Here is a 22,233-nt window from a genome sequence, read left to right as displayed (position 1 = left end):
CCCTAGCGTCCCTCAAAAAAAATCCCGCCACCCGCACGACTCGCCTTGCCCAAGAGGGGTTCTCCGGCCGGTCCTCATATAACACCCGCCGCCGCGATTCACCCCTTGCCACCTCACCACAATGGACCGCACTGGCGGCCAGCGTAAAGCACCGGTTGCCCGCGAATAGGTGGAAGCCCTCGTGGTCGGTCACACACGAACCCGGCTGACTCATTCCCGGTTGGGCAGGGTGATGTGCCAGGCGCCGGACGGTGTGATCCAGATGAGGAGTCCGGGCCAGATCTGGGTGAGTTTCCAGCCGCGGGTCTGTTTGGTCCGGTGGTGTCGCCTGCACAGTGGTGCCAGGTTGCAGGCGCAGGTGATGCCCGGGCTCCACGGGGTGGTGTGGTCGAGGTCGCATCGGCTGGAGCGGATGTTGCAGGTGGGGAAGACGCACGTGGGGTGCCGGTCCTCCACCTCCCGCCGCATCACCGCCGGTGGCCGGTAACCCGGGTGCCCGTGGCGATCGGCGCCGCCCTGGCAATGGGCCTCGCGTGCCGTGGCGAGCCGGTCATGGATGTCACGGACCGCCCGCCCGATCATCTGCGGAAGCTCCTCCAGCCGCCCGAGGGCGCGGGCCCGGTTCAGGACACCGGTCAACCGCCGATCGACCATCCCCGCCAACGCCCTGACCCCCACCAGGTCGCCCCCGGGCCCGGTCACCCCGGCAGAGGTGAACGCACCACCCACCGGAATGGCAGCAGACACCCACTCGTCCGCGTCCATCACGCAGGTCATCAGAACAGGCCCTTCGCCCGGGCGGGCCACCGGTGCAGGCACCCCGACCTCGCCCACACTGGCGGTCGGTGAACGTCCACCACCGGTCACCTGGACGGCAGGACCAGGCCGCCCGTCCAGGTGGGCCACCGCTGCAGGCAGCGCACTCCCGCCCTCACTGGCGGCCGGTGAGGGTCCGTCCCTGTTCATCTCGACCACCGGTCCAGGCCGATCACCCAGACGGGCCGCCGGTGCAGGCAGGTCACTCTCGCACGCGCGGGCAGTGTGTGAGCGTCCGCCCACGTCCACCTGGGAGACAGGTGCAGGACGCCCGTCCCAACGGGTCACCCCACTGGCAACCGCGTGGGCGGCCGGTGAACGTCTGTCGTCGCTCGTCTGGGAGATAGGTGCAGGCCGTTCGTTCACACTCGTGAGGGCCGCCGGTGTAAGCAGTTCGCTCACGCCGAGGCGGGCCGTCTGTACGGGTGCGGGCCGTTCGAGCTTGTCTGCGTGGCCGGCGAGGGCGGACTGGTCGTCCACGTCCAGGCGGGCCGATGGCGGCGGCTGCTCACCCTCGTTCACCGGAGACGGGGGAAGGTGTTGTCCGTCCTGGCCGGAAAGTGCGGGGGCGGAGGTCAGGAGGGCGCGGACGGCCTCAGGCAGCTCGGCGCCCTGCAGAAGAGTCTTGGCCAGGTCGGCGCGGATCAGGTTGAGGGGCCGGACATCGCCATCGCTCCTCAACCCGGCCGCCACGGCGGTGATCTTGTTGTAGATCCCGTGGGCCTCCTCAGGCGCCAGATCCAGCAACCCCAGATCAGCCGTCCCTGACGCGGTGTCCCACACCTCCAGCCGCCGCCTGGCGACGGCCTCACTCCTACGCCGCTCGATCGCTTCGGGAGCCAAGCGCTGCACGATCCGCCGGATCCGCCGCCGCAACTGACCCGTCGTCTGCCCACAAGCCCTGCCGATCACAGCCTCTTCAACACGCCGGACAACACCCTCCGGCAGCCCCTCGGACAGGTCACAGATCACCCGGGCCTTGGGCAGATCGATCCGACCGGCCTCCAACGCCTCCCGCGTACCGGGAAGATCCACCGCCAGCCGCTCAGCGAGGTGAACCAGCGTCGCAGCGGCGTTGCCAGTGACGGTCAGAGTGGAGGCGACCTCCTCGGTCACCGACTCCCGCGATGACAACACCCGCGGATCCCCCGCGTCCTCTTCTCCCTCTTCTGCGCGGCGGCGCGACAGCTCCGCGATCGCGGCCAGCTCACGCGACTGAGCCCAAGCCGCCTGCCGGTGCGCAGCCGCCGCCACCTCCAGCAACTCAGAATCAGTCAGATCACCCAACCGCTCCCGGCCACCCGACAGACACACCCCCAACGCCGGACCCGGCGGAAACCAGCCCCGACCCTCCCATTCGCCCTCCCCCGAAACGACCTCAACAAGCTCCGCAGGCATCACCACGAAAATTCACCTCCCCTCACCAAATCCTCGTCCTCTCAAGCTTAAAGAGGAGCAACTGATCGTTTCAATGGACATATTGGACAGAATTGCGTTCGGGTCACCTTTCTCGGCCTCGATATTCACCGCCTGGCAAATGTCGATCATCAATCGGTTTTGCGGGGGCGGGGGTGGGGTTTATCGGGCCCGGGTGGCCAGGGCCGGGCGGGTGGTCGAGGTGACCGATGCGGGTCGGCGCGCAACCGCAGGTCCCTGCTGGTGGGCGTCACGTTGGCCGAGGTCCGAGAGCCAGGGTTTGTTCCAGGGTGACGAGCGGGTGCGTGGCCAGGGAAGGGCGGCAGATCGACGGGGGCGGCCAGCGGCGAATATCCGCTTGTCGTCGCTGCGGCTTTTTCGCGCGCAGCGCGACGGCCACGCCGGACCGGGCACCAAGCCGCAGATGGAACACCCTCCCCGACCGGCCACCCCAACCGAAGTGACGCCAACCAGCGGCGACCGGCAGGTGCGCGCCGGCCCGCATCGGTCACCTCAACCGGCCACCTACCGCCACCCCGCTACTGCGATAGAAAGAAACCCCAGCCCGAACCAGCCCAAAGCACGCTCGCGTTCGCTCAGCCCGCATCAAGCGTTGAAAGCACGAATTGCGGCAGCGGACCGCTGCCTAGGCCCACCTCAGCACCGGGCTCACCCGAGCCAACCGCATGCGCGCCCTAAAGAATCCTCACGCGCACGCCAGAATCAACTTGTAGACAGCCAGCGAGCTCCAACCGCCCACTCGCCATGTCCAGGCGCCCTTTCTTTAGATCTCAAACGCTCAAGATCTAAACCTGAAACCCGAGCGGGTAAGGGGCACGGGCCACAGGCCACGACGCCCTATCCAAGAACCTCCCCAGCAACTTTCGCACCCCCGACGGCGCGCCGCCGGGACGTCAGGCGACGTCAGGACGTCAGGACGTCGAGAACTCAGGACCTCGGGTCGTCAGGCGCCCAGCGGAACGCGGTGCCACCGGAGAAGCAGGGAGGCGGGGAGGCGGGGAGGCCGGAGGAAGGCGGAAGAGCGGTCGGTCAGAGCTTCTCCAGGCCCTTGGCGTAGCGGAGGACGAGTCGCTTGACGCCGTACTCGCCACCGAAGTCGACGCTGGCGGAGGCGCCCTCACCTTGGCCGTCCACGGTGATCACGGTGCCCAGGCCGAACGAGTCGTGGGTGACCTTGTCGCCCGGTGACAGTACGGGGATGCGCTGGTTGCCGGGGGAACAGACGCCGGGGCGGGTGGACAGCCGGGCCGCCGCCGGGGCGGACCTGGAGGCCGCCTCGCGCTCCCAGTGGATCAGCGTGCCGGGGACCTCGCCGAGGAACCGGGACGACGGGTAGCTCTGCGGGGCGCCCCACGAGCTGCGCATCTCGGCGCGGGTCAGGTAGAGGCGCTGCCGGGCCCGGGTGATGCCGACGTAGGCCAGGCGGCGTTCCTCTTCCAGCTCCTTGGGATTGCTCATGGCGCGCAGGTGCGGGAAGATCCCGTCCTCCATGCCGGTGAGGAACACGACCGGGAACTCCAGGCCCTTGGCCGTGTGCAGGGTCATCAGGGTGACGACGCCCTGGTCGGTCTCCTCGGGCTGCTCGCCGGGCGGGACTGGGCCGCCCTTGGCCCCTCCGGGGATGGAGTCGGCGTCGGCGACGAGGGCCACCTGCTCCAGGAAGTCGACCAGGCGGCCTTCGGCGGACTCGCCGTCGAGACGTTCCTCGAACTCGCGGGCGACGGCCTCGAACTCATGGAGGTTCTCGATCCGGGTCTCGTCCTGCGGGTCCTTGGACGCCTTCAGCTCTGCGAGGTAGCCGCTCTTGACCAGGATCTGCTCGACCAGGTCGGCCGGGGTGACGGACTCGGCGGCGGCGCGCAGTTCGTCGAGCAGGGCGACGAACTCGCGGACCGAGTTGATCGAACGGGTGGCCATCCCCGGAACGTCCTCGGGAAGCCGCAGCGCCTGCCAGAACGAGATCCGCTCGCGCGAGGCGTACGCCTCGACGCACGCCTCGGCGCGGTCGCCGATGCCGCGCTTGGGCACGTTCAGGATCCGGCGCAGCGAGACGGTGTCCTCGGGGTTCGCCAGGACGCGCAGGTAGGCCAGCAGGTCGCGGACCTCCTTGCGCTCGTAGAAGCGGACGCCGCCGACGACCTTGTAGGGCATGCCGACGCGGATGAACACTTCCTCGAAGACACGGGACTGGGCGTTGGTGCGGTAGAAGACCGCGACGTCGCCGGGACGGGTGTCGCCCTCGTCGGTGAGCCGGTCGACCTCCTGCGCGACGAAGGCGGCCTCGTCGTGCTCGTTGTCGGCCACATAGCCGGTGATCTTGTGGCCTTCGCCCTGGTCGGACCAGAGTTTCTTGGGCTTGCGGTCGGCGTTGCGCTCGATGACCGCGTTCGCCGCCGTCAGGATCGTCTGGGTGGAGCGGTAGTTCTGCTCCAGCAGGATCGTGGTGGCCTGCGGGTAGTCGCGCTCGAACTCCAGGATGTTGCGGATCGTCGCGCCCCGGAAGGCGTAGATCGACTGGTCGGCGTCGCCCACCACGCACAGCTCGGCGGCGCCCAGCGGCTCGCCGCCCTCACCCGGGGAGGTGATGGGCGCGGTCAGCTCCCGCACCAGCTCGTACTGGGCGTGGTTGGTGTCCTGGTACTCGTCGACGAGCACGTGCCGGAACCGGCGCCGGTAGTGCTCGGCGACGTCCGGGAAGACCTGCAGCAGGTTGACCGTCAGCATGATCAGGTCGTCGAAGTCCATCGCGCCGGCCTGCTGCAGCCGGGCCTGGTACATCTCGTACGCCTGGGCGAGCGTCTGCTCCATGTGCGTGGACGCCCGGTCCTTGCAGGTCTCGTAGTCGATCAGCTCGTTCTTCAGGTTGCTGACCTGGGCCGAGAACGCCTTGGGCGGGTAGCGCTTGGGGTCGAGGTCCAGCTCCCGGCAGACCAGCGCCATCAGCCGCTGCGCGTCGGCCTGGTCGTAGATCGAGAAGCCGGACGGGAAGCCCAGCCGCTTGGCTTCGCGGCGCAGGATCCGGACGCACGCCGAGTGGAACGTCATCACCCACATGGCCCGGGACCGGGGGCCCACCAACGCGTCCACCCGCTCTTTCATCTCGGCGGCGGCCTTGTTGGTGAACGTGATCGCCAGGATCTGGCCGGGGTGCACGCCGCGATCACCCAGCAGATGGGCGATCCGGTGCGTGAGTACGCGGGTCTTGCCGGAACCGGCCCCCGCCACGATCAGCAGCGGGCCGCCGGAATGCAGGACGGCGTCGCGCTGCTGCGGGTTGAGGCCGTCGAGCAGGGAGTGGGCTTCGGTCTTCGACATCATGTGCGAGTCTACGGCCCGCCGGCGACGCTTACCGTCACATCCCGGATCAGCCCGGATCCGCCCACTGATCCGGGATGTGCGCTCACCCGGTCTCCCGGTCTCCCGGATGCCCGGTCTCCCGGATGCCCGGTCTCCCGGGCGGCCGGACGCCCTGATTGCCTGGACGCCCGGCTGCCGGGACCCAGGGTCAGGTCTTGCGGTGAGCGTAGGCGGACTCCGCCGCGGTGACGACGGTCTGGAGGTCGGCGCCGGTGGCGGCCATTGAGGCCGCCGCGACCGCCCCCTCGACCAGCGGGGCGTCCGCCAGGACGACCTCGCCGCCCCCTCCGCCCGCGCGGACCTCGGCCGCCGCCTCGTCGACGACCATCTTCGCGGTGAGCACCGAGCTGCCCAGGTCGGCCAGCAGCACCACCCCGTCGCCCCGCTGCGCCGCCTCGATGGCCTGCTCGACCAGCTCGACGCTGGTGCCGAGGCCGCCCTCCGAATCACCGCCCGCGGGCTCGACCACCGCCTGACCGACGCCCATCGCGCGGGCCAGCTCGGCGACGCCGTCCGCCAGCACCCGGCTGTGCGAGATCACCACAAGACCGACCACGTCCCGCTCCCTTCCCCGTCCCGGTCACTCACACCCCGGACACTCACACCCGGGTCGCTCACACCCCGGTCCCTCACACCCTGGACACTCACATCCCGGTGGTTGCCGACCTGGTGCTTGTCGGCCTGGTTGCTCACGAACTCACGGCCCATGCGCCCGTGGTTAACGAACCCGTGCGTACCGAACCCGTGGCTACCGAACCCGTGGTTCCTGGATTGGCGCTTCCCGTACCCGTGGTTCATCCGGCCGCCTCGCCGACGACGTCGGCCAGGGCGCGGAGGATGAGAACGGTGGAGGCGGCTCCGGGGTCGAGGTGGCCTGCGCTGCGGGCGCCGAGGTAGCTGGCGCGGCCCTTGCGGGCCGTCATCGGCACCGTCGCCTCCGCGCCCTTACCGGCGGCCTCGGCGGCGGCGCGCACGCAGGACGGCAGGTCCCCGCCGGCGGCCAGGGCGGTCTCGTACGCGGCGGCGGCGGGGGCGAGCGCGTCCACCATGGTCTTGTCGCCCTCGGCGGCCTGCCCCAGCTCCTGTACGCCGTCCACGGCGGCCCGGAGGGCGCGGCCGAGGAGGGCCGCGTCGACCTCCGTCGCGTCGCCGAACGCCTTGCCCGCCCGGCGCAGCGCGGTCCCGTAGAGCGGGCCGGAGGCGCCGCCGGTCTTGGACACCAGTGCCCGTCCGGCCGTGATCAGCGTCCGGCCCGGCGGGTCCGGTTCCCCGGGCAGCGCGGCCACGGCGGCGGTGAACCCCCGGTCGAGGTTGAGCCCGTGGTCGCCGTCGCCGATGGCGGCGTCCAGGCGGGTCAGCCGTTCGGCGTCGGCGGCGACCAGTTCGGCGGTGTGCCGGATCCAGGCCGTGATCATCGCGGCGTCGAGCGTCTCCGGCCGCGCGGGTCCCCCGCTCATCGGCCCCACCGCAACGCGGGGGTCTCGACGGGGGCGTCCCACAGCCGGGCCAGTTCGGGGGTGAGGCGGCACACCGACACCATGCAGCCGGCCATCTCCAGGCTGGTGACGTACGGGCCGACGAGGGAACGGCCGATGGTGGCGCCGTGCCCGGCCAGCCAGTCGGAGACGGCGGCGAAGGCGATGTACTGCTCGATCAGCGGGGTGCCGCCCATCCCGTTCACGAGGACCAGCAGTTCCTCGCCCGCGAGGGGCATGTCGGCGTCGATCGCGGTGAGCGCGACGTCCACGATCTCGGCGGCGGGCCTGATCGTGGCGCGTTCCCGGCCGGGTTCGCCGTGGATGCCGATGCCCAGTTCCATCTCGTTCTCGCCCAGCTCGAAGGTGGGCCGGCCGGCCGCCGGGACGGTGCACGGCGACAGTGCCACGCCGAACGACCGGCTGCGCTCGTTCACCTCGCGCGCCACCTCGGCGACCGCCGCGAGGTCGGCGCCCTCCTCGGCCCGCGCGCCGGCGATCTTCTCCACGAACAGGGTGGCGCCGGTGCCGCGGCGGCCGGCGGTGAACGTGCTGTCCTCGACGGCGACGTCGTCGTTCACCACCACCGTGGCGACCTCGATGTCCTCGTCCTCGGCGAGTTCGGCGGCCATCCGGAAGTTGAGCACGTCGCCGGTGTAGTTCTTGACCACGTGCAGGACGCCGGCGCCGCCGTGCACGGCCGTGGTCGCGGCCAGGATCTGGTCGGGGACGGGGCTGGTGAAGACCTCGCCGGGGGCGGCGGCGTCGAGCATCCCGTACCCGACGAATCCGCCGTGCAGCGGCTCGTGCCCGGAGCCGCCGCCCGAGACCAGGGCCACCTTCCCGGAGCCCGCCGTGTCGGTCCGCACGATCGTCCGGTTCTCCGGGTCGACCCGCAGGGAGGGATGCGCGGCCGCCAGGCCGCGCAGAGCGTCCGTGACGACGTCCGCCGGGTCGTTGATGAGTTTGCGCATGTCTCTGCTGTACCCCCGCGGGGGCTTCGTTCCCCGGCCCGGCGCCGCCGGAATTCAGGGGATTCAGGGCGCTTCGGACGCGGGACGTCCGGGGCGGTACCGCTTATGGTTGAAACCGTGACGAGCGCTCTGGACGACAGCGAGATCCGCCGTGCCCTGGTCGTGATGGCGCACCCCGACGACGTCGACTTCGGCAGTGCCGGAACGGTCGCGCAGTGGACGGACCGGGGCGTCGAGGTGGTCTACCTGATGGTCACCGACGGGGACGCGGGCGGTTTCGACGACGGCATCACGCGGGCGGAGATGGCCGAGCTGCGCCGGGACGAGCAGCGCGCCGCCGCCAAGTGCGTGGGTGTGGAGGACGTGCGGTTCCTGGGCTACCCGGACGGGCGGGTGGAGGCCACCCTCGGCCTGCGCCGCGACATCGCCCGGGTGATCCGGCAGGTGCGGCCCGACCGGGTGCTGACCTCCAGCGCCGAACGCGACTACCGGCGCATCCACCCGAGCCATCCCGACCACCGCGCGGTGGGGTCGGCGACGCTCGACGCCGTCTACCCCGACGCGCGCAACCCCTACGCCTTCCCCGAGCTGCTGGCCGACGAGGGCCTGGAGGCGTGGACGGTCCGCGAGGTGTGGGCCAGCGGGGGGCCGCTGTCCGACCACTACGTGGACGTGACGGGGACGTTCACGCACAAGATCGCGGCGTTGAAGGCGCACGCGAGCCAGACCGCGCGCATGGGCGAGGAGCTTGAGACGATGGTGCGCGGCTGGCTGGCGGCCAACGCGTCCGCCGCCGGGCTGCCCGAGGGGCGGCTCGCCGAGGCGTTCCAGGTGATCGACACCGCGTGAGTCGGGAGAGGCCGTCATGCCGCAGCGGACCGGGCCGTACACCATCGTGGGCGAGGCCGTCGCGTACGCCGACGCCGAGGTGATCTTCAAGCACGTCGCGGTGGCGGAGGCCTGGAACGAGTGGGGTTCCTTCCCGGTGCGGGCCCGCCGCGAGCGGGCCGGGGAGCCGACGCCCAACGGGGTCGGCGCGGTGCGGGCGATCCCGCCGGCGCGTGAGCGGGTCGTGGCGTACGACCCGCCCCGGCACTACGCCTACATCGCGCTGTCCGGGCTGCCGGTGCGGGAGTACCGCGCCGACGTCACGCTGCGTCCGAACGGGACGAAGACCCTCATCCGGTGGGAGGGCCGGTTCGAGCCGAGGTATCCGGGGACGGGCCCGTTGCTGAGCGCCTTCCTGAGCCGGATGCTGGGGTCGTTCGCCCGCCGCGTCGCCCACCACTCCGCGCACTGTGAGCCGGGCTGCCCGGCCCGCCTGCCGAACGTGCTGTAAGGGGCCGTCCGCGGGACATTCCCCACATCCCCAAGCACTCACTCATAGCGATAAAGAGTGACTCTCCGTGCGCATCACTCCTGGGCGCCGGGGTAGGGCCGGACCGCAAGATCATCGCGGCTCGGGGGACCTCCGGTCGCAGGACATCGGGGGATTCGATGCGCTACAAGACGCCTGCCTGCGTCCTGGCCCTGGTCGCCACGGGAGCCGTGCTGTCCGCTTCGCTGCCGCCGCCGCGCGAGGGCGGCCGGTACGCGCCGGGCCCGTTCGCTCCGTACCACCGGCATCACCGGCCGCCCTTCTCCGGGGAGGTCCACAGGGACGCGGGGAGGGCGCCTGGAATCACGCCGGTCGACCGAAGCCGCAAGCGCGCGGGCACGGACGCGGGCACGGACGCGGGCACGGACGCGGGCACGGCCAGGGAGGCGGGCACGGCCAGGGAGGCGGGCACGGACGCGGGCACGAAGGCGGGCAGGGACACCGGAACCGGTACGAAGGCGGGCAGGGACGCGGGCACGCGCCTGCTCGACCGCCCGAGGCTGACCCGGAAGCTGCGGGCGTACCTGGCCCGGCGCCCGGGGCGCACCGGCGTCATGATCACCGATCTGCGGACGGACGAGTCGTTCGGCGCAGGGGAAGCGTCCCTCTTCGTGACGGCGAGCATCGTGAAGGTGAACATCCTGGCCGGGTTGCTGCTGACGCGGCAGCGCCTGCATCGCGGGCTGACGGGCGGCGAGCGGGCGCTGGCGTCCAGGATGATCCGGCACAGCGACAACCGGGCCGCCGGGGCGCTGTACGCCAAGCTGGGCTTCGGCCGGGGCCTCGACCGCGTCAACCGGGTGTTCGCCCTCAGGCGGACGCGCGCGCATCCCACCGTCTGGGGCGGCTCCAGGACCAGCCCGGCCGACCAGGTCCGGCTGCTGCGGGACCTGGCCATCGCGGACAGCCCGCTCAACACCGCCAACCGCAGTCACGTGCTGCGCCTCATGGAGACGGTCGTCCCCGGGCAGCGCTGGGGCATCGGCGCCGCCGCCCTGCCCGGGGACCGGGTCGCGATCAAGAACGGGTGGGTGCCGCTGCGCCACCAGGGCCACGGCTGGGCCGTGAACAGCATCGGCCGCATCACCGGGCACGGCCACGACTACCTGGTCGCGGTGTGCAGCCAGGGCCATCCCACCATGGACGCCGGTGTCCGGACGGTGGAGCACGTCGCCCGCACGGTCGTCGCGGCGATGCGCCGGATCGACTCTTGACGGCCCGTGAGGAGGATCGGAACGGACGTGCTGGATCTGCCGATCACCTCCAACCTGCCGGCCAAGGAGCGGGCGTCCGCGAATAGGTAGACCGGTCTATTACAATCTCTAGACCAGTCGGTATAGTTTGGGGCTATGGCAGCTCAGGGAGAGACGAGGGAACGGGTCCTGCGGACGGCGGCGGAGCTGTTCCAGCGGCAGGGCTATCACGGCACCGGGTTGACACAGGTGCTCAAGGAAAGTCGAGCACCGAAGGGATCCCTGTACTTCCACTTCCCGGACGGCAAGGAGCAGTTGGCGTCAGAGGCGGTTGCACGGTTCGGTCGCGAGGTAGGCGGGTCCCTGGCGCAGGTGCTGGTCACCGCGGAGGGCGGGCGCTCCGGGGTGGCGGCGATCGGCAAGCATTTCGCCCGCAGTTTGCTGGAATCGGACTTCACCAAGGGATGCCCGCTCGCCACTGTCGCGCTGGAGACCGCCGCCGAGAACGAGACCCTCCGCTCGGCCTGCGACGGCGTCTACGGGGAGTGGGAGGAGGGGATCGCGCTGGCGCTGCGCGGCTGGGGCGTCCCCGAAGAGAAGGCGGAGCCACTCGCTGCGCTCGTCCTGTCGTCCCTACAGGGAGCCTTGATACTCGCCCGAGTCCGCAAGGATGTGGCCGTCATCGACACGGTCACCGCACAACTCGGCGACCTGGTCGAACAGAGCGCCGATTGACGATCTCCTGCTGAGCAGTCACCGACCTAACGGACCACAAGGCAGGAGCTTCATGCGCGTGCATCACTTTGACTGTGCCCGGATGCTGGAGATCGAGCCGGCGGACGGGCCGAACAGCCCGCTCAGGCCCGCCGCCGCGGTCGGCCATGTCCTGCTGGTCGAGACGGACTCGTCCGGGCTCGTCTTGGTGGACGCCGGTATCGGCACCGCCGACATCGCGAACCCGGCCGAGCGGCTGCTGGACGACTGGGTGGAGTTGACCCGGCCGTCGCTCGATCCGTCCACGACGGCCGTCGCACAGATCGCGGCGCTCGGCCTGTCCCCAGCGGACGTCCGTCACATCGTCCTGACCCACCTGCACCGTGACCACGCCGGCGGGCTCAGCGACTTTCCCGACGCGGCGGTGCACCTGTTCGAGGCGGAGCGGGCGGATGGCGGCAAGACCCCGGCCCAGCTCGCGCACGGGCCGAAGTGGGTGACCTACGACAGCGGCCCCGGAGACCATTGGAACGGTTTCGACGGTGTCCAGGCCCTCGACGGCATCACCGAGGAGATCCTGCTGATCCCGCTGCACGGGCACACACCCGGCCACGCAGGGGTCGCGGTGCGGGACGGGGACCGGTGGCTGATCCACGCGGGTGACGCATACATGTACCACGGCGAGGTCGACCGGCCCGAGCCCTGTACTCATCCATTGATGGAGCTGGTCCAGGCTTCCGGGGAAACGGATCGCGAACAGCGCCTCGCGGGCGTCGCCCGCCTGCGCGAACTGGTCCTCGACCCCAATGGCGACGTCGAGGTGTTCTCGGCGCACGACCCCTGGGAGCTGGCCCGCTACCTGTAAGCACAGCCGGGGTCCAAGCAGAGCGCAGCGTCGGCTACGCCTCCAAATCCTCCGCAGCGCCCGGGGAGCACACCTCAGAACGCCGCAGCCGACATCGCCCGGGCGCTGATGGTCCTGGTGGAGGCAGCCGTGGCGGATGCTGACCGTGCGGCTGTACGGCCGATACCGGCGATGCGGGCCGGGGTGCCGCGAACGCGTCAGACGAGGCGGCGGGCGGCGGCCCAGCGGGAGAGTTCGTGGCGGTTGGAGAGCTGGAGCTTGCGCAGCACGCTCGACACGTGGGTCTCGACCGTCTTGACCGAGATGAACAGCTCCTTGGCGATCTCCTTGTAGGCGTAGCCGCGGGCGATCAGCCGGAGCACCTCCCGCTCCCGCTGGGTGAGCTGGTCCAGTTCCGGGTCCACGGCGGGCTGGTCGGTGGCGGCGAACGCGTCCAGCACGAAACCGGCCAGCCGGGGCGAGAACACCGCGTCCCCCTCGGCCACCCGGGCGATCGCGTCGGTCAGCTCGGGCCCGGAGATGGTCTTGGTGACGTAGCCGCGGGCGCCGCCGCGGACGACCCCGATGACGTCCTCGGCGGCGTCCGAGACCGACAGCGCCAGGAAGCGGGACGGGACGGCGCCCTGCAGCCGCCGCAGCACCTCGATCCCGCCGCCGCCGGGCAGGTGCACGTCCAGCAGCACCACGTCCGGTCTGGTCTCCCTGATGACCGACACCGCCTCGTCCACGTCGCCCGCCTCGCCGAGGATCCGCACGGCCTCGCCCAGCTCGGCCTTGACCCCCGTCCGGAACATCTGGTGATCGTCCACCAGCACCACGGTGTTCATGACTTCTTCATCTCCAGCCGTACCTCGGTGCCCTCACCCGGGGCGGTGCGGACCTCGGCCTTGCCGCCGTTGCGCTCCATGCGTCCGATGATGGACCCCCGGACGCCCATCCGGTCCTCCGGGATCTGCCCCAGATCGAACCCCTTGCCGCGGTCGCGGACGAAGATGGCCACGTCGTCGCCCTCCACCTCGGCGTAGACCGAGACCGAGGGGGCCTCGGCGTACTTGGCCGCGTTGACCATCGCCTCGCGGGCCGCCTGCAGCGCCGCGCCGAGCCGTTCGTCCAGCTCGGTGTCGCCGACGCAGACCACCTCGATCGGCACGCCGTGGTCGTCCTCCACCTCGCCGGCGGCCTCCCGGATCGCGGCGGCGAACGTCTGGCCGGGGTCGGCCCGCGGCTGGTACAGCCAGTCGCGCAGGGTGCGCTCCTGCGAGCGGGCCAGCCGCTGCACCTCGCGGGGATCGTGCGCGTTGCGCTGGATGAGCGTCAGCGTGTGCAGGACGGAGTCGTGGACGTGCGCGGCCAGCTCGGCGCGTTCCTGGGAACGGATGCGCTCGTGCCGTTCGGCGTCCAGGTCCTGCCAGAGCCGGACCAGCCAGGGCGTGACGATCACCGCCAGCCCGGTCAGGATGATCACCATCGCGATCACCACGGACCGGGCCTGGGCCACGTCGACCTGCTGGGCGACGACCCCGCCGATCCCGCCGGCCACCAGCAGCAGGCCCAGCAGGCTGCGCAGCCACATGTGCCGCAGCGGCAGCACCCAGCGCTGCCGCTGGGCGCGGTCGGCCTGCTGCCAGAGGATCGCGGCGCCCACGGCGCCCGCGACGAACGGCCACAGCGCCGCCTCCGCGAACCCGGCGCCCCAGGTCAGCGCGGACAGGCCGGTGGCGACGGCCGCGTAGGCCAGCAGGACGCCCCAGTCGCGCCCGGCGCGCCCGGGGGCCTTCGTTCCGTCCGCCCGTTCGGCCGGCGGCACCAGCACCCAGAACGCGACGTAGACCGCCACGCCGATCCCGCCGGACAGCGTCAGCAGCACGAACGCGCCCCGCACCAAGAAGGTGTCGACGCCGAGATGGTCGGCCAGGCCGCGGCAGACCCCGGCCACCAGCCGGCCCTCCGCGCGGCGCTCCAGCCGCACCACGTCGTCGCTCACCATCGTCTCCCCCACGGCATCGATCGTCACACGTCACGGGCCCGGCCGCATCAGGGCCCCTCCCTGAGCGCTCGCGGGGAGAACCTCAGGGTCGGATCAGGGACGCCCCGGATACCGCGCGCGAGGGGGGAGGCGGAACGATGGCTTCCATGGCGGACGAGGAGAACGTGAACCCGGCGGGCGCCCCGTCGCGGCTGGCCCGCGTCACCGAGGGACGTGTCCTCGGCGGCGTGTGCACGGGGCTCGGCCGGTACACCCGGATCGACCCGGTGGTGTTCCGGGTCGGGTTCGCGATCCTCGTGCTGGTGCACGGGCAGGGCGTCCTGCTGTACATAGCGGCGGTACTGGTCATGCCCGCCGCCCCGGACCGTCCGGCTGTGCTGGAGCAGCTGTTCAGGCGCCGGTTCGACGGCCCGGGGGCGCTGTCGATCCTGGGTGCCCTGCTGTGCGCGTCCGTGGCGTTCAGCCTGGTGGGCACCGGCCTGATGGGTCCGGGGGCGTCGTCGGACGCGCTGGCGCTGCTGACGGTGTCCGGGGTGGTGCTGATGGTGGCGCACGCGCGCGGGGTGGACCTGGTCGCCGCGGCCCGTTCGTTCCCCGAACGGCTCCAGGGGCACCAGCCCGGGCCCGAGCGGCCCGCCGACACGTCCGCCGGCCGGCCCGCCGGTGCGTCGCAGGCCCCGGGGGCCTCGTTCGGGAAGGGGCCGGTCTCGCTCGACAAGATGGACGTGCCCGGCCGGAGCGGGGGCGGGCTCCCCGAGGGAATGATCGATCTGGCCACGCTGAGCCGTCCCAGGGGCGGCGCCGGCCGTGGCCGCGACCGGGTGTCCGATCCCGTGCCGGACGGCAGGCCCGGGGCGCCGGTGACGCCCGGACCGTCAGGTGCGCAGGCCGTTCCCCTGGACAAGGGGTGCGGGAAGCATCCGGCACTGACGTCGGTCACGCTGCTGGCGGCGATGGCCGCGGCCGCCGCGGTGTTCCCGGTGGCGCGGACCCAGCCGGGCCCGGAGGCGGTGATGATCATGTCGGCGACCGCGCTGGCCGTGGTCGGGGCGGGCCTGCTGGCGGGCGGCTGGTTCCGGGCCCGGGGGCTGGCCACCGTGGGCACCCTGCTCACGTGCTCGCTGCTGACGACCGCGGTGGCCGCCGAGGCGCCGCCCGGCGCCCGGTGGGGCGAGGTCGAGTGGCGGCCCGTCGACGCCACCCGGACCCAGCAGCACTACAAGGTCGCGGCCGGCGTCGGCCGGCTGGACCTCTCCGCGCTGCCGCTGCGCCCCGGCCAGCGGATGACCGTCAACGCCGAGGTCGTCTTCGGCGGGCTGCGCGTCACCGTGCCCGCCGCGGCCCGGGTGGAGATCGACGCGCGGGTCGGGCTGGGCGACCTGGACCTGCCGGGCCGTACGATCAGCGGCCCCTCCGCCAAGGTCGACCACGTCCTGGAGCCCGAGAACCCCGAGACGCGGAACCCTCCCGTGATCGCGCTGCGGATCCGCGGCCGGATCGGCGACGTGCGGGTGACCCGTGCCTGAGCCGGCGCGCCCGCGGCGGCGCTTCGACCCGGGTTCGGTGGTGACCGGGCTGTTCTTCCTCACGGCCGCGGGGATCTTCCTGGCCGGCGGGCTGTCGGGCGAGCCGGTCACCGCCGCCGGGATCCTCGTCCCGGCGCTGCTGATCGGGCTCGGGCTGATGGGGATCGTCCGCATCCTGACCCGCTCGCGCCGCCACTGAGCCACGATCACCCAGCCCCATCCTGCATCCACCGTCCCGTCCCCCTGTCCCGTCCCCCTGTTCAGGCCCCCGTCCCCGCGTTCAGGCCCCCGTCCCAGGGCCACGCCCTCCTGTCTCGCTTCAAGTCCCCGCCCCGCGTTCAGGCCGTCGGCGCGGCGCCTTCAGGCCGTGAGTGCGGCGCGTTCAGGCCGTTAGCGCGGTGCCGAGCAGGACCATGCGCAGGGCGCGTTCGGCGCCGTCGGCGAGGAACTCCGCGCTCCGGGACAAGGCCTCGGCGAGGTCCACGGGGGCCGGGAGGATGCCGGCGAACGCGTCGATCCCGCTGCCGTAGACCGTGTGGGCGTCCGGGCCGATCGTCCCGGCCAGGGCGAGGACGGGCTTGCCGTAGCGCTTGGCGCGCCGGGCCACCTCGGCCGGGATCTTGCCCCGGGAGGTCTGCCGGTCGATCGCCCCCTCGGCGGTGATCACCAGGTCGGCGCGGGCGAGCAGCCCGTCCAGGTCCACGTGCCGCAGGAGCACCTCGAAGCGCGGCAGCAGCCGGGCCCCGGCGGCGGCCAGGCCCGCGCCCAGGCCGCCCGAGGCACCGGTCCCCGGGCCGGTCCGCAGGTCGAGGCCGGCGGGCGCGCCCAGATCGCGTTCCAGAACGTCGGCCCAGCGGCACAGGGCCCCGTCGAGCATGACCGCCTGGCCGGGCGTCGCTCCCTTCTGCGGCCCGTACACGCGGGCCACCCCGTTCTCGCCGCACAGAACGTTCCAGGGGTTGCAGGCGACCAGCAGGTCCGTGCGGCGCAGCCGGGGGTCGAGCCCGGACGGGTCGATCCGGTCCAGCCGCGCCAGCGCCGCCCCGCCGTCCGGGAGGTCGTTCCCGGCGGCGTCCAGGAGGCGGGCGCCCAGCGCCCGCAGCGCCCCGGCCCCGCCGTCGGAGGTGCCCGAGTCGCCGCAGCCGACCAGGATCCGCCGGGCGCCGCCGTCCAGCGCCGCCCGGATCAGCTCGCCCACCCCGGCGGTCGTCGTCCGCCCCGGATCGCGGGCGTCCGGCGGGACGAGCCGCAGCCCCGCCGTGGCGGCCATCTCCACGACCGCGGTACGCGGCCCCGGCCCGCCCATGACCGCGTAGTGGGACGGCACCGGCCGGCCGGTGGGGCCGGTGGTGCGGCGGGGCACGAGCCGTCCGCCGGTGGCGCGGGCCAGCGCCGCGGCCGAGCCCTCACCGCCGTCCACCAGGGGCAGCGGATCGATCCGGGCGTCCGGCACGACCCGGCGCACGCCGCGGGCGATCATGGCCGCGACCTCGTCGGCGGTCAGCGACTCCTTGAACCCGCTCGGGGCGATGACGATGCGCAACGCGTTCTCCTCAGGGGACGGCCTCGTGGAACGGCCAGGGGGACGAGCGGGGGGATGACCCGGGGGACGCCCGGGCCCGGCCGGGGACGATCGGGGCCTCACCGCGTGGCCAGGCCGAGCAGGGGCCACACGTACAGCGCGAAGGCCAGGACGAGCGCCGCGGTCAGCGGGCCGAGAATCGCCGACACCCGCAGCAGGTCGCGGCGCGTGTACGTGGTGACGCCCTCGACCTTGTGGAAGAGCGCGACCGGTTTCGCCGACGACGGGAGGGTGAGGCAGAACCCCGCCGCGGCGGTCGAGGCGAACGCGGCGGCGGCGGGCGAGATCCCCGCGCCCGCGGCGGCGGCGATCACCAGGGGCACCAGCACCCCGGACCGCGCCGACCGCGACTGGAGGACCAGGTGCGCCAGCGTGCTCACCACGACGACGGCGCCCAGGAACAGCCAGGCGGGCGGCCCCGTGCCCGCCCCGCCGGACAGGCCGCCGAGGAGGCCGCCGGCGAGCCAGGCGGCGGCACCCGAGGTCGTCAGCGCCACCCCCATGGCCGTCGTCGCGGCCATGAACAGCAGCATCGACCAGGGGACGGTCTTCAGCGCCTCGCCGAGCCGCACCGTCCCCAGCCATGGGGAACAGGCGACGACGGCGCCGATCAGGGCGACCACCGCTGGCGGCACCCCGTGCAGCGGCTCGGCGCACCACAGGGCGACCACCACAGCGAGCAGCGCCGCCGCGCGCGCCTGGTGGTGGGTGAGCCGGCCGGTCACCGCGGCACCGGCGGACGCCCCCACCTCCGCGGCGCTGAGGGACACCGGCCGCCGGCGGTCCTCCCGCGTGGTGGTCGCCAGCAGCACCGCCTCGGTGGCCAGGTGGGAGGAGACGATCGCGAGCGGCGTGCCCAGCAGCAGCCACCGGACGAACCCGATCTCCTCCCCGGTGGCGCGGGCGAGCGTCGCGGCCGTGACGAGGTGCGCCCCGGCGCCGATCAGCGTGGCGACGGCGGACAGCAGGATCACCGCCGGGAAGATCAGCGCCAGTGCCAGGACGACCCGGCGCCGCCCGCGCAGCGCGCCCGCCAGGGCCACGAAGACCGGCAGCGCCAGCGCGGCCCGTCCAGAGGTCGCGGGGATGGCGAAGGCGCTCGCCACCAGTGCCGCCGTGACGAGGTGCGCCAGCTGCCGTACGGTCCGCGCCCCGGCCACGAAGTACGCCGCCGCGCGGAGGGCCAGCCCCGTCCGCGTGACCCCGGCGGCGAGGACGAACGCGCAGATGAGCAGCCAGATCGTCGGGTCGCCGAGGCCGCCGAAGAGCACCTCGGCCTCCAGCGCCCCGGCGGTCACCAGGACCAGGCCGGCGGCCAGCGCGACGAACGTGTCGTCGGCCGCGCCCGACACCCACAGGACCGTCGCGACCGCGAAGACCCCGAGCGTGACGCGGCCTTCCGTACCGGGGCCGCCGGTGCCGCCGGAGCCGAGGGCGACCCAGGCGCAGGCCGCGGCGGCCACCGCGGCGGTGAGGACATACCGGATCACCCTGCGCCGGAAGCCCCCGCCCGCACCTCCGGCCGTCCCCTCGCCCTTGGCCCGGCTCGCGCTCTCGCCCGTGCTCTCGTGCCGGGGAGGATCTCCCCGTTCCGCCGCCGTGACCGTCGTCGTCCGCACCACCGCACCCGCCTCCCCGCCGTTCCGGACCGATGTGTCGATCTTCCGGAGGGGCGGTGAGGCGGTCATGAACGGCGCATGAGGCGATCTTCATGTGCCGCGGCGAGGGGGTCAGGGCAGCCGGTAGCCCATGCCGCGGACCGTCTCGACGCAGCCGTCGCCGAGCTTGCGGCGCAGCGCGCGGACGTAGACGTCGACGATGTTGGAGCCGGGGTCGAAGTCGTACCCCCACACGTGGGAGAGGATCTGCTCCCGCGACAGCACCTGCCCGGGATGGCGCAGGAACAGCTCCAGCAGGACGAACTCGCGGGCCGTCAGGTCCACGGTGCGGTCGCCGGCGCGCGCACGCCGCGTCCGCAGGTCGAGGGTGAGGTCGCCGGATCTCAGCAGCGTGGCCTCCGGCGCCCGGGAGGCCCCGCGCAGCCGCAGCCGCACCCGCGCGAGCAGTTCCTCGAACCGGAACGGCTTGGTCATCCAGTCGTCCGCGCCGCCCTCCAGTCCCGCGACGGTGTCCTGCACCGAGTCACGGGCGGTCAGCACGATCACCGGGGTGGACACCTGGGCCTCCCGCAGCGCCCGCAGCACGGTGAACCCGTCCCGGCCCGGCAGTCCGATGTCCAGCAGGATCAGGTCGAAGTCGCGGCCGAAGGCGGAGGCGAGCGCCTGGTCGCCGTCGGCCGCCACGAACGTGCTGAACCCGTTGGCCCGCAGCCCCTTCTCGATGAACGTGGCGATGCGGTGCTCGTCCTCGACGATGAGGATCCTGTTCACGCCCGGTCACCCCTCCCCGCCGCCGCGGCCCGCCCGCGGCAGGTCCAGCTCGAACACCGCGCCCCGGCCGGGCTCGCCGCCGACCCGTACCGTCCCGCCGTGGCCCCCGGCGATCGCCGCGACGATCGCCAGCCCGAGCCCGGCGCCGCCGCGGTGGCTCCGGCCGCCCGCCGGGGCGGCCGAGCCGTGCGCGAACCGCTCGAAGATGCGTTCCATGTCGTCCGGATGCACACCGGGCCCCTGGTCGGCGACCCAGAACCGCACCCGCTCGTCGTCCAGCGCCGACCCCACCTTGATCGTGCCACCCGGCACGGTGTGCTGGACGGCGTTGTGCGCGAGCTGGACGACGGCCTGCGTGAGGCGCTGCGGGTCGATCCTCGCCTCGCCCTCGCCGATGCCGTCCAGGACCCAGTCGCGATCGCCCAGGGCCCGGACCTTGGCGTAGACGTCGCTGGTCAGTTCCATCACCGGCACCCACTGGAGCTGGACGAAGTCCGGCTGCTCGGCCTTGGCGAGCAGCAGCAGGTCCTCCACGATGCGGCTCATCCGGTCCAGCTCGTCGGTGACCAGCCGCATGGTCTCCTCGCGCTCGGCGGGATCGTCGCCCATCAGCTCCAGATGGCCCCGCACGATGGTGATCGGCGTGCGCAGCTCGTGCCCGGCGTCGTCCACGAACCGCCGCTGGGTGGCGAACGCGCGGTCCAGCCGGTCGAGCATCGCGTTGAACGTGGCCGCCAGCTCCCCCACGTCGTCGCGCCGCCGTACCGGGATGCGCCAGGCCAGGTCCCGTTCGGTGATCTCGGCGGCGGTGCGGCGGACCAGCCGTACCGGGGCCAGGATCCGGCCCGACACGATCCAGCCGATCCCGGCGCCGCACAGCAGGGCGACCCCGGAGACGGCGCCCATCACCCGCATCGTGCGGTCCACCTCGGCGAGATCCCGCTCGATGAAGTAGGCGATGACGAACGTGGCGGCGCCGCCGTCCGGGGTGACCGCCGCCACCTTGGCCCAGCGGATCTCCCCCGCCGGGCTGTGCGTCCGGCCCGAGGGCCCCGGCGCGTCCAGGACGCGGCGCATCGCGGCGGCGTCGTCGGGAAGGTTGTACGGGCCCTCGCGGTCCTGCCGGATGATCCGGCCGCCGGGCTCCACGCCGAGCAGCAGCTCGTCGTCGTCGGCGTGCTGGCGGCGCAGATGGGTGAACAGCAGGCCGCCCGCGTCCCGGAACGGCCGCCCGGTGGCCGGGTCGCGCCCCTCGCGGGCGAACCGCTCGAACTCGCGGGCCTCCTGCTCCAGCAGCTGGTTGCCCTCCCGCTCGACGTCGGCGATCAGGATGGCCCGGACCGCGAGCGCCACCGAGCCCAGCGCCACCGCCATCACGACCACCAGCCACAGCATGATCCGGGTCCGCGCCGAGACCCCGGGCAGCCGCCGCGGCCGGGCGTCCTCACCGGCCGGCTCAGCCGTCATCGGCGTCGTCGTCACCCCTGCCGCCGCGTTCCACGTCGTCGGCGTCGTCGTCGTACACCGGCGGCGGCGCCGGGACGAGTGCGGGCGGGGACGTCCGCGAGGGCGCCGGCGAGGGCGTGACGGGCGCCTGCGTGGGCTGCGCAGGCCGCGTGGGCTGGGCAGGTTGCGTGGGCGTGGGGGATCCGGGCCGCGTGGTGCCGTCCTCGCCGACCCGTACGCTCGACGGGACGCTCGGCTCCCCCGGCGTATCCGACAGGGCCTGGCTGATCCCGGCGATCCCCAGCGGAACCGCCACGATCGCGCCGATGACCGCGACGCGCTGCACGATGCTCATGCCGTCGAGCATCACCCTCGCCGGGAAAGCCCAGATGAAGGCACCATGAGGATTTCTTCATCTGGGCGGACCGGGCGTGCCCCTCAGGAGGCGAGGTTGGCGTGCAGCGTGATCGCGTACGCGGGGCCGGGGTTGGTCAGCTCGTGGGTGCGCCCGCCGTGGACGCGGACCCGGTTGGCGCGCAGCGGGCGTTCGGTGACCCCCTCGGGGGTGATCCTGATCTCCGCCAGCTCGCCCGCGATCACCGTGCTGACCTCGGTGCCGCTGTGGTCGTGCACGTCGGTGCGGTGGCCGGGCGGCCAGGTGGTGAGCCAGAGCCGGACGCCGTCCACCTCGTCCAGCGGCACCCGTACCGGGCCCGCGGGCTCGAAGCGCACCCGGTGCCACCAGTCGCCGGGACTGGCGCTGAGGGTGTGGATGCGCGCGGCGAGCTGCCCCACCGTGGGGGGACGCCGGAAGGTCGCGCGGCCGTGCGGGTCGTCCTGGCCACGCATCGTCAAATCGGGAACCACGGAAATGTCCTTCGTGTGCAGCCGGAAAGAGAGATGAGGCTCAGCCGCACGAAGGACACAGCGCGCTCGCCACGCGGCGGAGCGCCACGGGGCTGTCGAGAGAGACTCGCGCTGACATGAGGTCTAGCAGACAGCGGTCACGCAGCGTTGTCAAGTCGATCTTAAGAACGTCCCTGGATGTCCGAAGTTCACACCACGTCCACGAGTTCGGGAGAACATGCTCAAA

The 22,233-nt window shown here is 72.7% G+C and carries 20 protein-coding genes; 7 read left to right on the top strand and 13 right to left on the bottom strand.

The window, feature by feature from the left end; translation table 11 throughout:
• Window positions 1-210 precede the first annotated feature (210 nt).
• The 5 genes from IW256_RS03270 to dhaK all read right to left on the bottom strand — a co-directional run bounded on the left by IW256_RS03270 (window position 211) and on the right by dhaK (window position 8,059).
• Window positions 211-2,214, bottom strand: a complete 2,004-nt coding sequence (locus tag IW256_RS03270; protein WP_231404255.1) for an HNH endonuclease — start codon at window positions 2,212-2,214, stop codon at window positions 211-213.
• Between the two features lie 1,068 nt (window positions 2,215-3,282).
• On the bottom strand, window positions 3,283-5,568 hold the full coding sequence (pcrA, locus tag IW256_RS03265; protein ID WP_197009529.1) for a DNA helicase PcrA: 2,286 nt from the start codon (window positions 5,566-5,568) through the stop codon (window positions 3,283-3,285).
• 190 nt (window positions 5,569-5,758) lie between these two features.
• Window positions 5,759-6,166 carry a dihydroxyacetone kinase phosphoryl donor subunit DhaM gene (dhaM, locus tag IW256_RS03260; protein ID WP_197009528.1) on the bottom strand — a complete coding sequence of 136 codons (408 nt, stop codon included), beginning with the start codon at window positions 6,164-6,166 and terminating at the stop codon, window positions 5,759-5,761.
• 238 nt (window positions 6,167-6,404) lie between these two features.
• Entirely contained in the window at window positions 6,405-7,067 is a 663-nt protein-coding gene (dhaL, locus tag IW256_RS03255) for a dihydroxyacetone kinase subunit DhaL (RefSeq protein ID WP_197009527.1), read from the bottom strand.
• A complete protein-coding gene (gene dhaK, locus IW256_RS03250; protein ID WP_197009526.1) occupies window positions 7,064-8,059 on the bottom strand; it encodes a dihydroxyacetone kinase subunit DhaK in 996 nt (331 codons plus the stop codon). The genes dhaL and dhaK overlap by 4 nt, the downstream gene beginning before the upstream one ends.
• A 165-nt stretch (window positions 8,060-8,224) precedes the next feature.
• Here dhaK and IW256_RS03245 point away from each other — a divergent pair, with 165 nt between their 5' ends.
• The 5 genes from IW256_RS03245 to IW256_RS03225 all read left to right on the top strand — a co-directional run bounded on the left by IW256_RS03245 (window position 8,225) and on the right by IW256_RS03225 (window position 12,209).
• The gene (locus IW256_RS03245) at window positions 8,225-8,908 is read left to right on the top strand and encodes a PIG-L deacetylase family protein (protein ID WP_231404253.1); all 684 of its coding nucleotides are present in this window, start codon (window positions 8,225-8,227) and stop codon (window positions 8,906-8,908) included.
• Between the two features lie 16 nt (window positions 8,909-8,924).
• Entirely contained in the window at window positions 8,925-9,398 is a 474-nt protein-coding gene (locus IW256_RS03240; protein WP_197009524.1) for an SRPBCC family protein, read from the top strand.
• A gap of 158 nt (window positions 9,399-9,556) precedes the next feature.
• On the top strand, window positions 9,557-10,651 hold the full coding sequence (locus IW256_RS03235) for a serine hydrolase (RefSeq protein ID WP_197009523.1): 1,095 nt from the start codon (window positions 9,557-9,559) through the stop codon (window positions 10,649-10,651).
• Window positions 10,652-10,786: 135 nt separating this feature from the next.
• Window positions 10,787-11,365 (top strand): TetR/AcrR family transcriptional regulator, encoded by a 579-nt coding sequence (locus IW256_RS42015; RefSeq protein ID WP_197009522.1) that lies wholly within the window; start codon window positions 10,787-10,789, stop codon window positions 11,363-11,365.
• A gap of 82 nt (window positions 11,366-11,447) precedes the next feature.
• A complete protein-coding gene (locus IW256_RS03225) occupies window positions 11,448-12,209 on the top strand; it encodes an MBL fold metallo-hydrolase (protein ID WP_231403624.1) in 762 nt (253 codons plus the stop codon).
• A 197-nt stretch (window positions 12,210-12,406) separates the two neighbouring features.
• Here the strand turns inward: IW256_RS03225 and IW256_RS03220 are convergent, their stop codons facing one another.
• On the bottom strand, window positions 12,407-13,036 hold the full coding sequence (locus IW256_RS03220; protein WP_197009520.1) for a LuxR C-terminal-related transcriptional regulator: 630 nt from the start codon (window positions 13,034-13,036) through the stop codon (window positions 12,407-12,409).
• Window positions 13,033-14,196 (bottom strand): ATP-binding protein, encoded by a 1,164-nt coding sequence (locus IW256_RS03215; protein ID WP_197016063.1) that lies wholly within the window; start codon window positions 14,194-14,196, stop codon window positions 13,033-13,035. Before IW256_RS03215 ends, IW256_RS03220 begins: the two co-directional genes overlap by 4 nt.
• Before the next feature lie 137 nt (window positions 14,197-14,333).
• Between IW256_RS03215 and IW256_RS03210 the strand changes: the two genes are divergently transcribed.
• Both IW256_RS03210 and IW256_RS03205 read left to right on the top strand, forming a co-directional pair.
• Window positions 14,334-15,722, top strand: coding sequence for a PspC domain-containing protein (locus IW256_RS03210; protein WP_197009519.1), 1,389 nt, complete (start codon window positions 14,334-14,336; stop codon window positions 15,720-15,722).
• Window positions 15,715-15,921: a hypothetical protein gene (locus tag IW256_RS03205; protein WP_197009518.1), complete on the top strand. Its 207-nt coding sequence runs from the start codon at window positions 15,715-15,717 to the stop codon at window positions 15,919-15,921. The genes IW256_RS03210 and IW256_RS03205 overlap by 8 nt, the downstream gene beginning before the upstream one ends.
• A gap of 183 nt (window positions 15,922-16,104) precedes the next feature.
• On the opposite strand, the gene IW256_RS03200 is transcribed toward IW256_RS03205, so the two are convergent.
• The 6 genes from IW256_RS03200 to IW256_RS03175 form a co-directional block, all read right to left on the bottom strand.
• A complete protein-coding gene (locus tag IW256_RS03200) occupies window positions 16,105-17,265 on the bottom strand; it encodes a glycerate kinase (RefSeq protein ID WP_197009517.1) in 1,161 nt (386 codons plus the stop codon).
• A 98-nt stretch (window positions 17,266-17,363) separates the two neighbouring features.
• Window positions 17,364-18,926 (bottom strand): SLC13 family permease, encoded by a 1,563-nt coding sequence (locus tag IW256_RS03195; RefSeq protein ID WP_197009516.1) that lies wholly within the window; start codon window positions 18,924-18,926, stop codon window positions 17,364-17,366.
• A 108-nt stretch (window positions 18,927-19,034) separates the two neighbouring features.
• Window positions 19,035-19,694, bottom strand: a complete 660-nt coding sequence (locus tag IW256_RS03190) for a response regulator transcription factor (RefSeq protein ID WP_197009515.1) — start codon at window positions 19,692-19,694, stop codon at window positions 19,035-19,037.
• Between the two features lie 6 nt (window positions 19,695-19,700).
• Window positions 19,701-21,161 carry a sensor histidine kinase gene (locus IW256_RS03185; protein WP_197009514.1) on the bottom strand — a complete coding sequence of 487 codons (1,461 nt, stop codon included), beginning with the start codon at window positions 21,159-21,161 and terminating at the stop codon, window positions 19,701-19,703.
• Window positions 21,151-21,495 carry a hypothetical protein gene (locus IW256_RS03180; protein ID WP_197009513.1) on the bottom strand — a complete coding sequence of 115 codons (345 nt, stop codon included), beginning with the start codon at window positions 21,493-21,495 and terminating at the stop codon, window positions 21,151-21,153. The genes IW256_RS03185 and IW256_RS03180 overlap by 11 nt, the downstream gene beginning before the upstream one ends.
• An 83-nt stretch (window positions 21,496-21,578) precedes the next feature.
• The gene (locus tag IW256_RS03175; protein WP_307828719.1) at window positions 21,579-22,007 is read right to left on the bottom strand and encodes a cupin domain-containing protein; all 429 of its coding nucleotides are present in this window, start codon (window positions 22,005-22,007) and stop codon (window positions 21,579-21,581) included.
• Window positions 22,008-22,233 lie beyond the last annotated feature (226 nt).

It is taken from the genome of Actinomadura viridis, from assembly GCF_015751755.1.
In the GTDB taxonomy this organism is placed as follows: Bacteria; Actinomycetota; Actinomycetes; order Streptosporangiales; family Streptosporangiaceae; genus Spirillospora; species Spirillospora viridis.
Note: the sequence above shows the minus strand (reverse complement) of the source record. Positions and strands in the feature narration are given on the sequence as shown.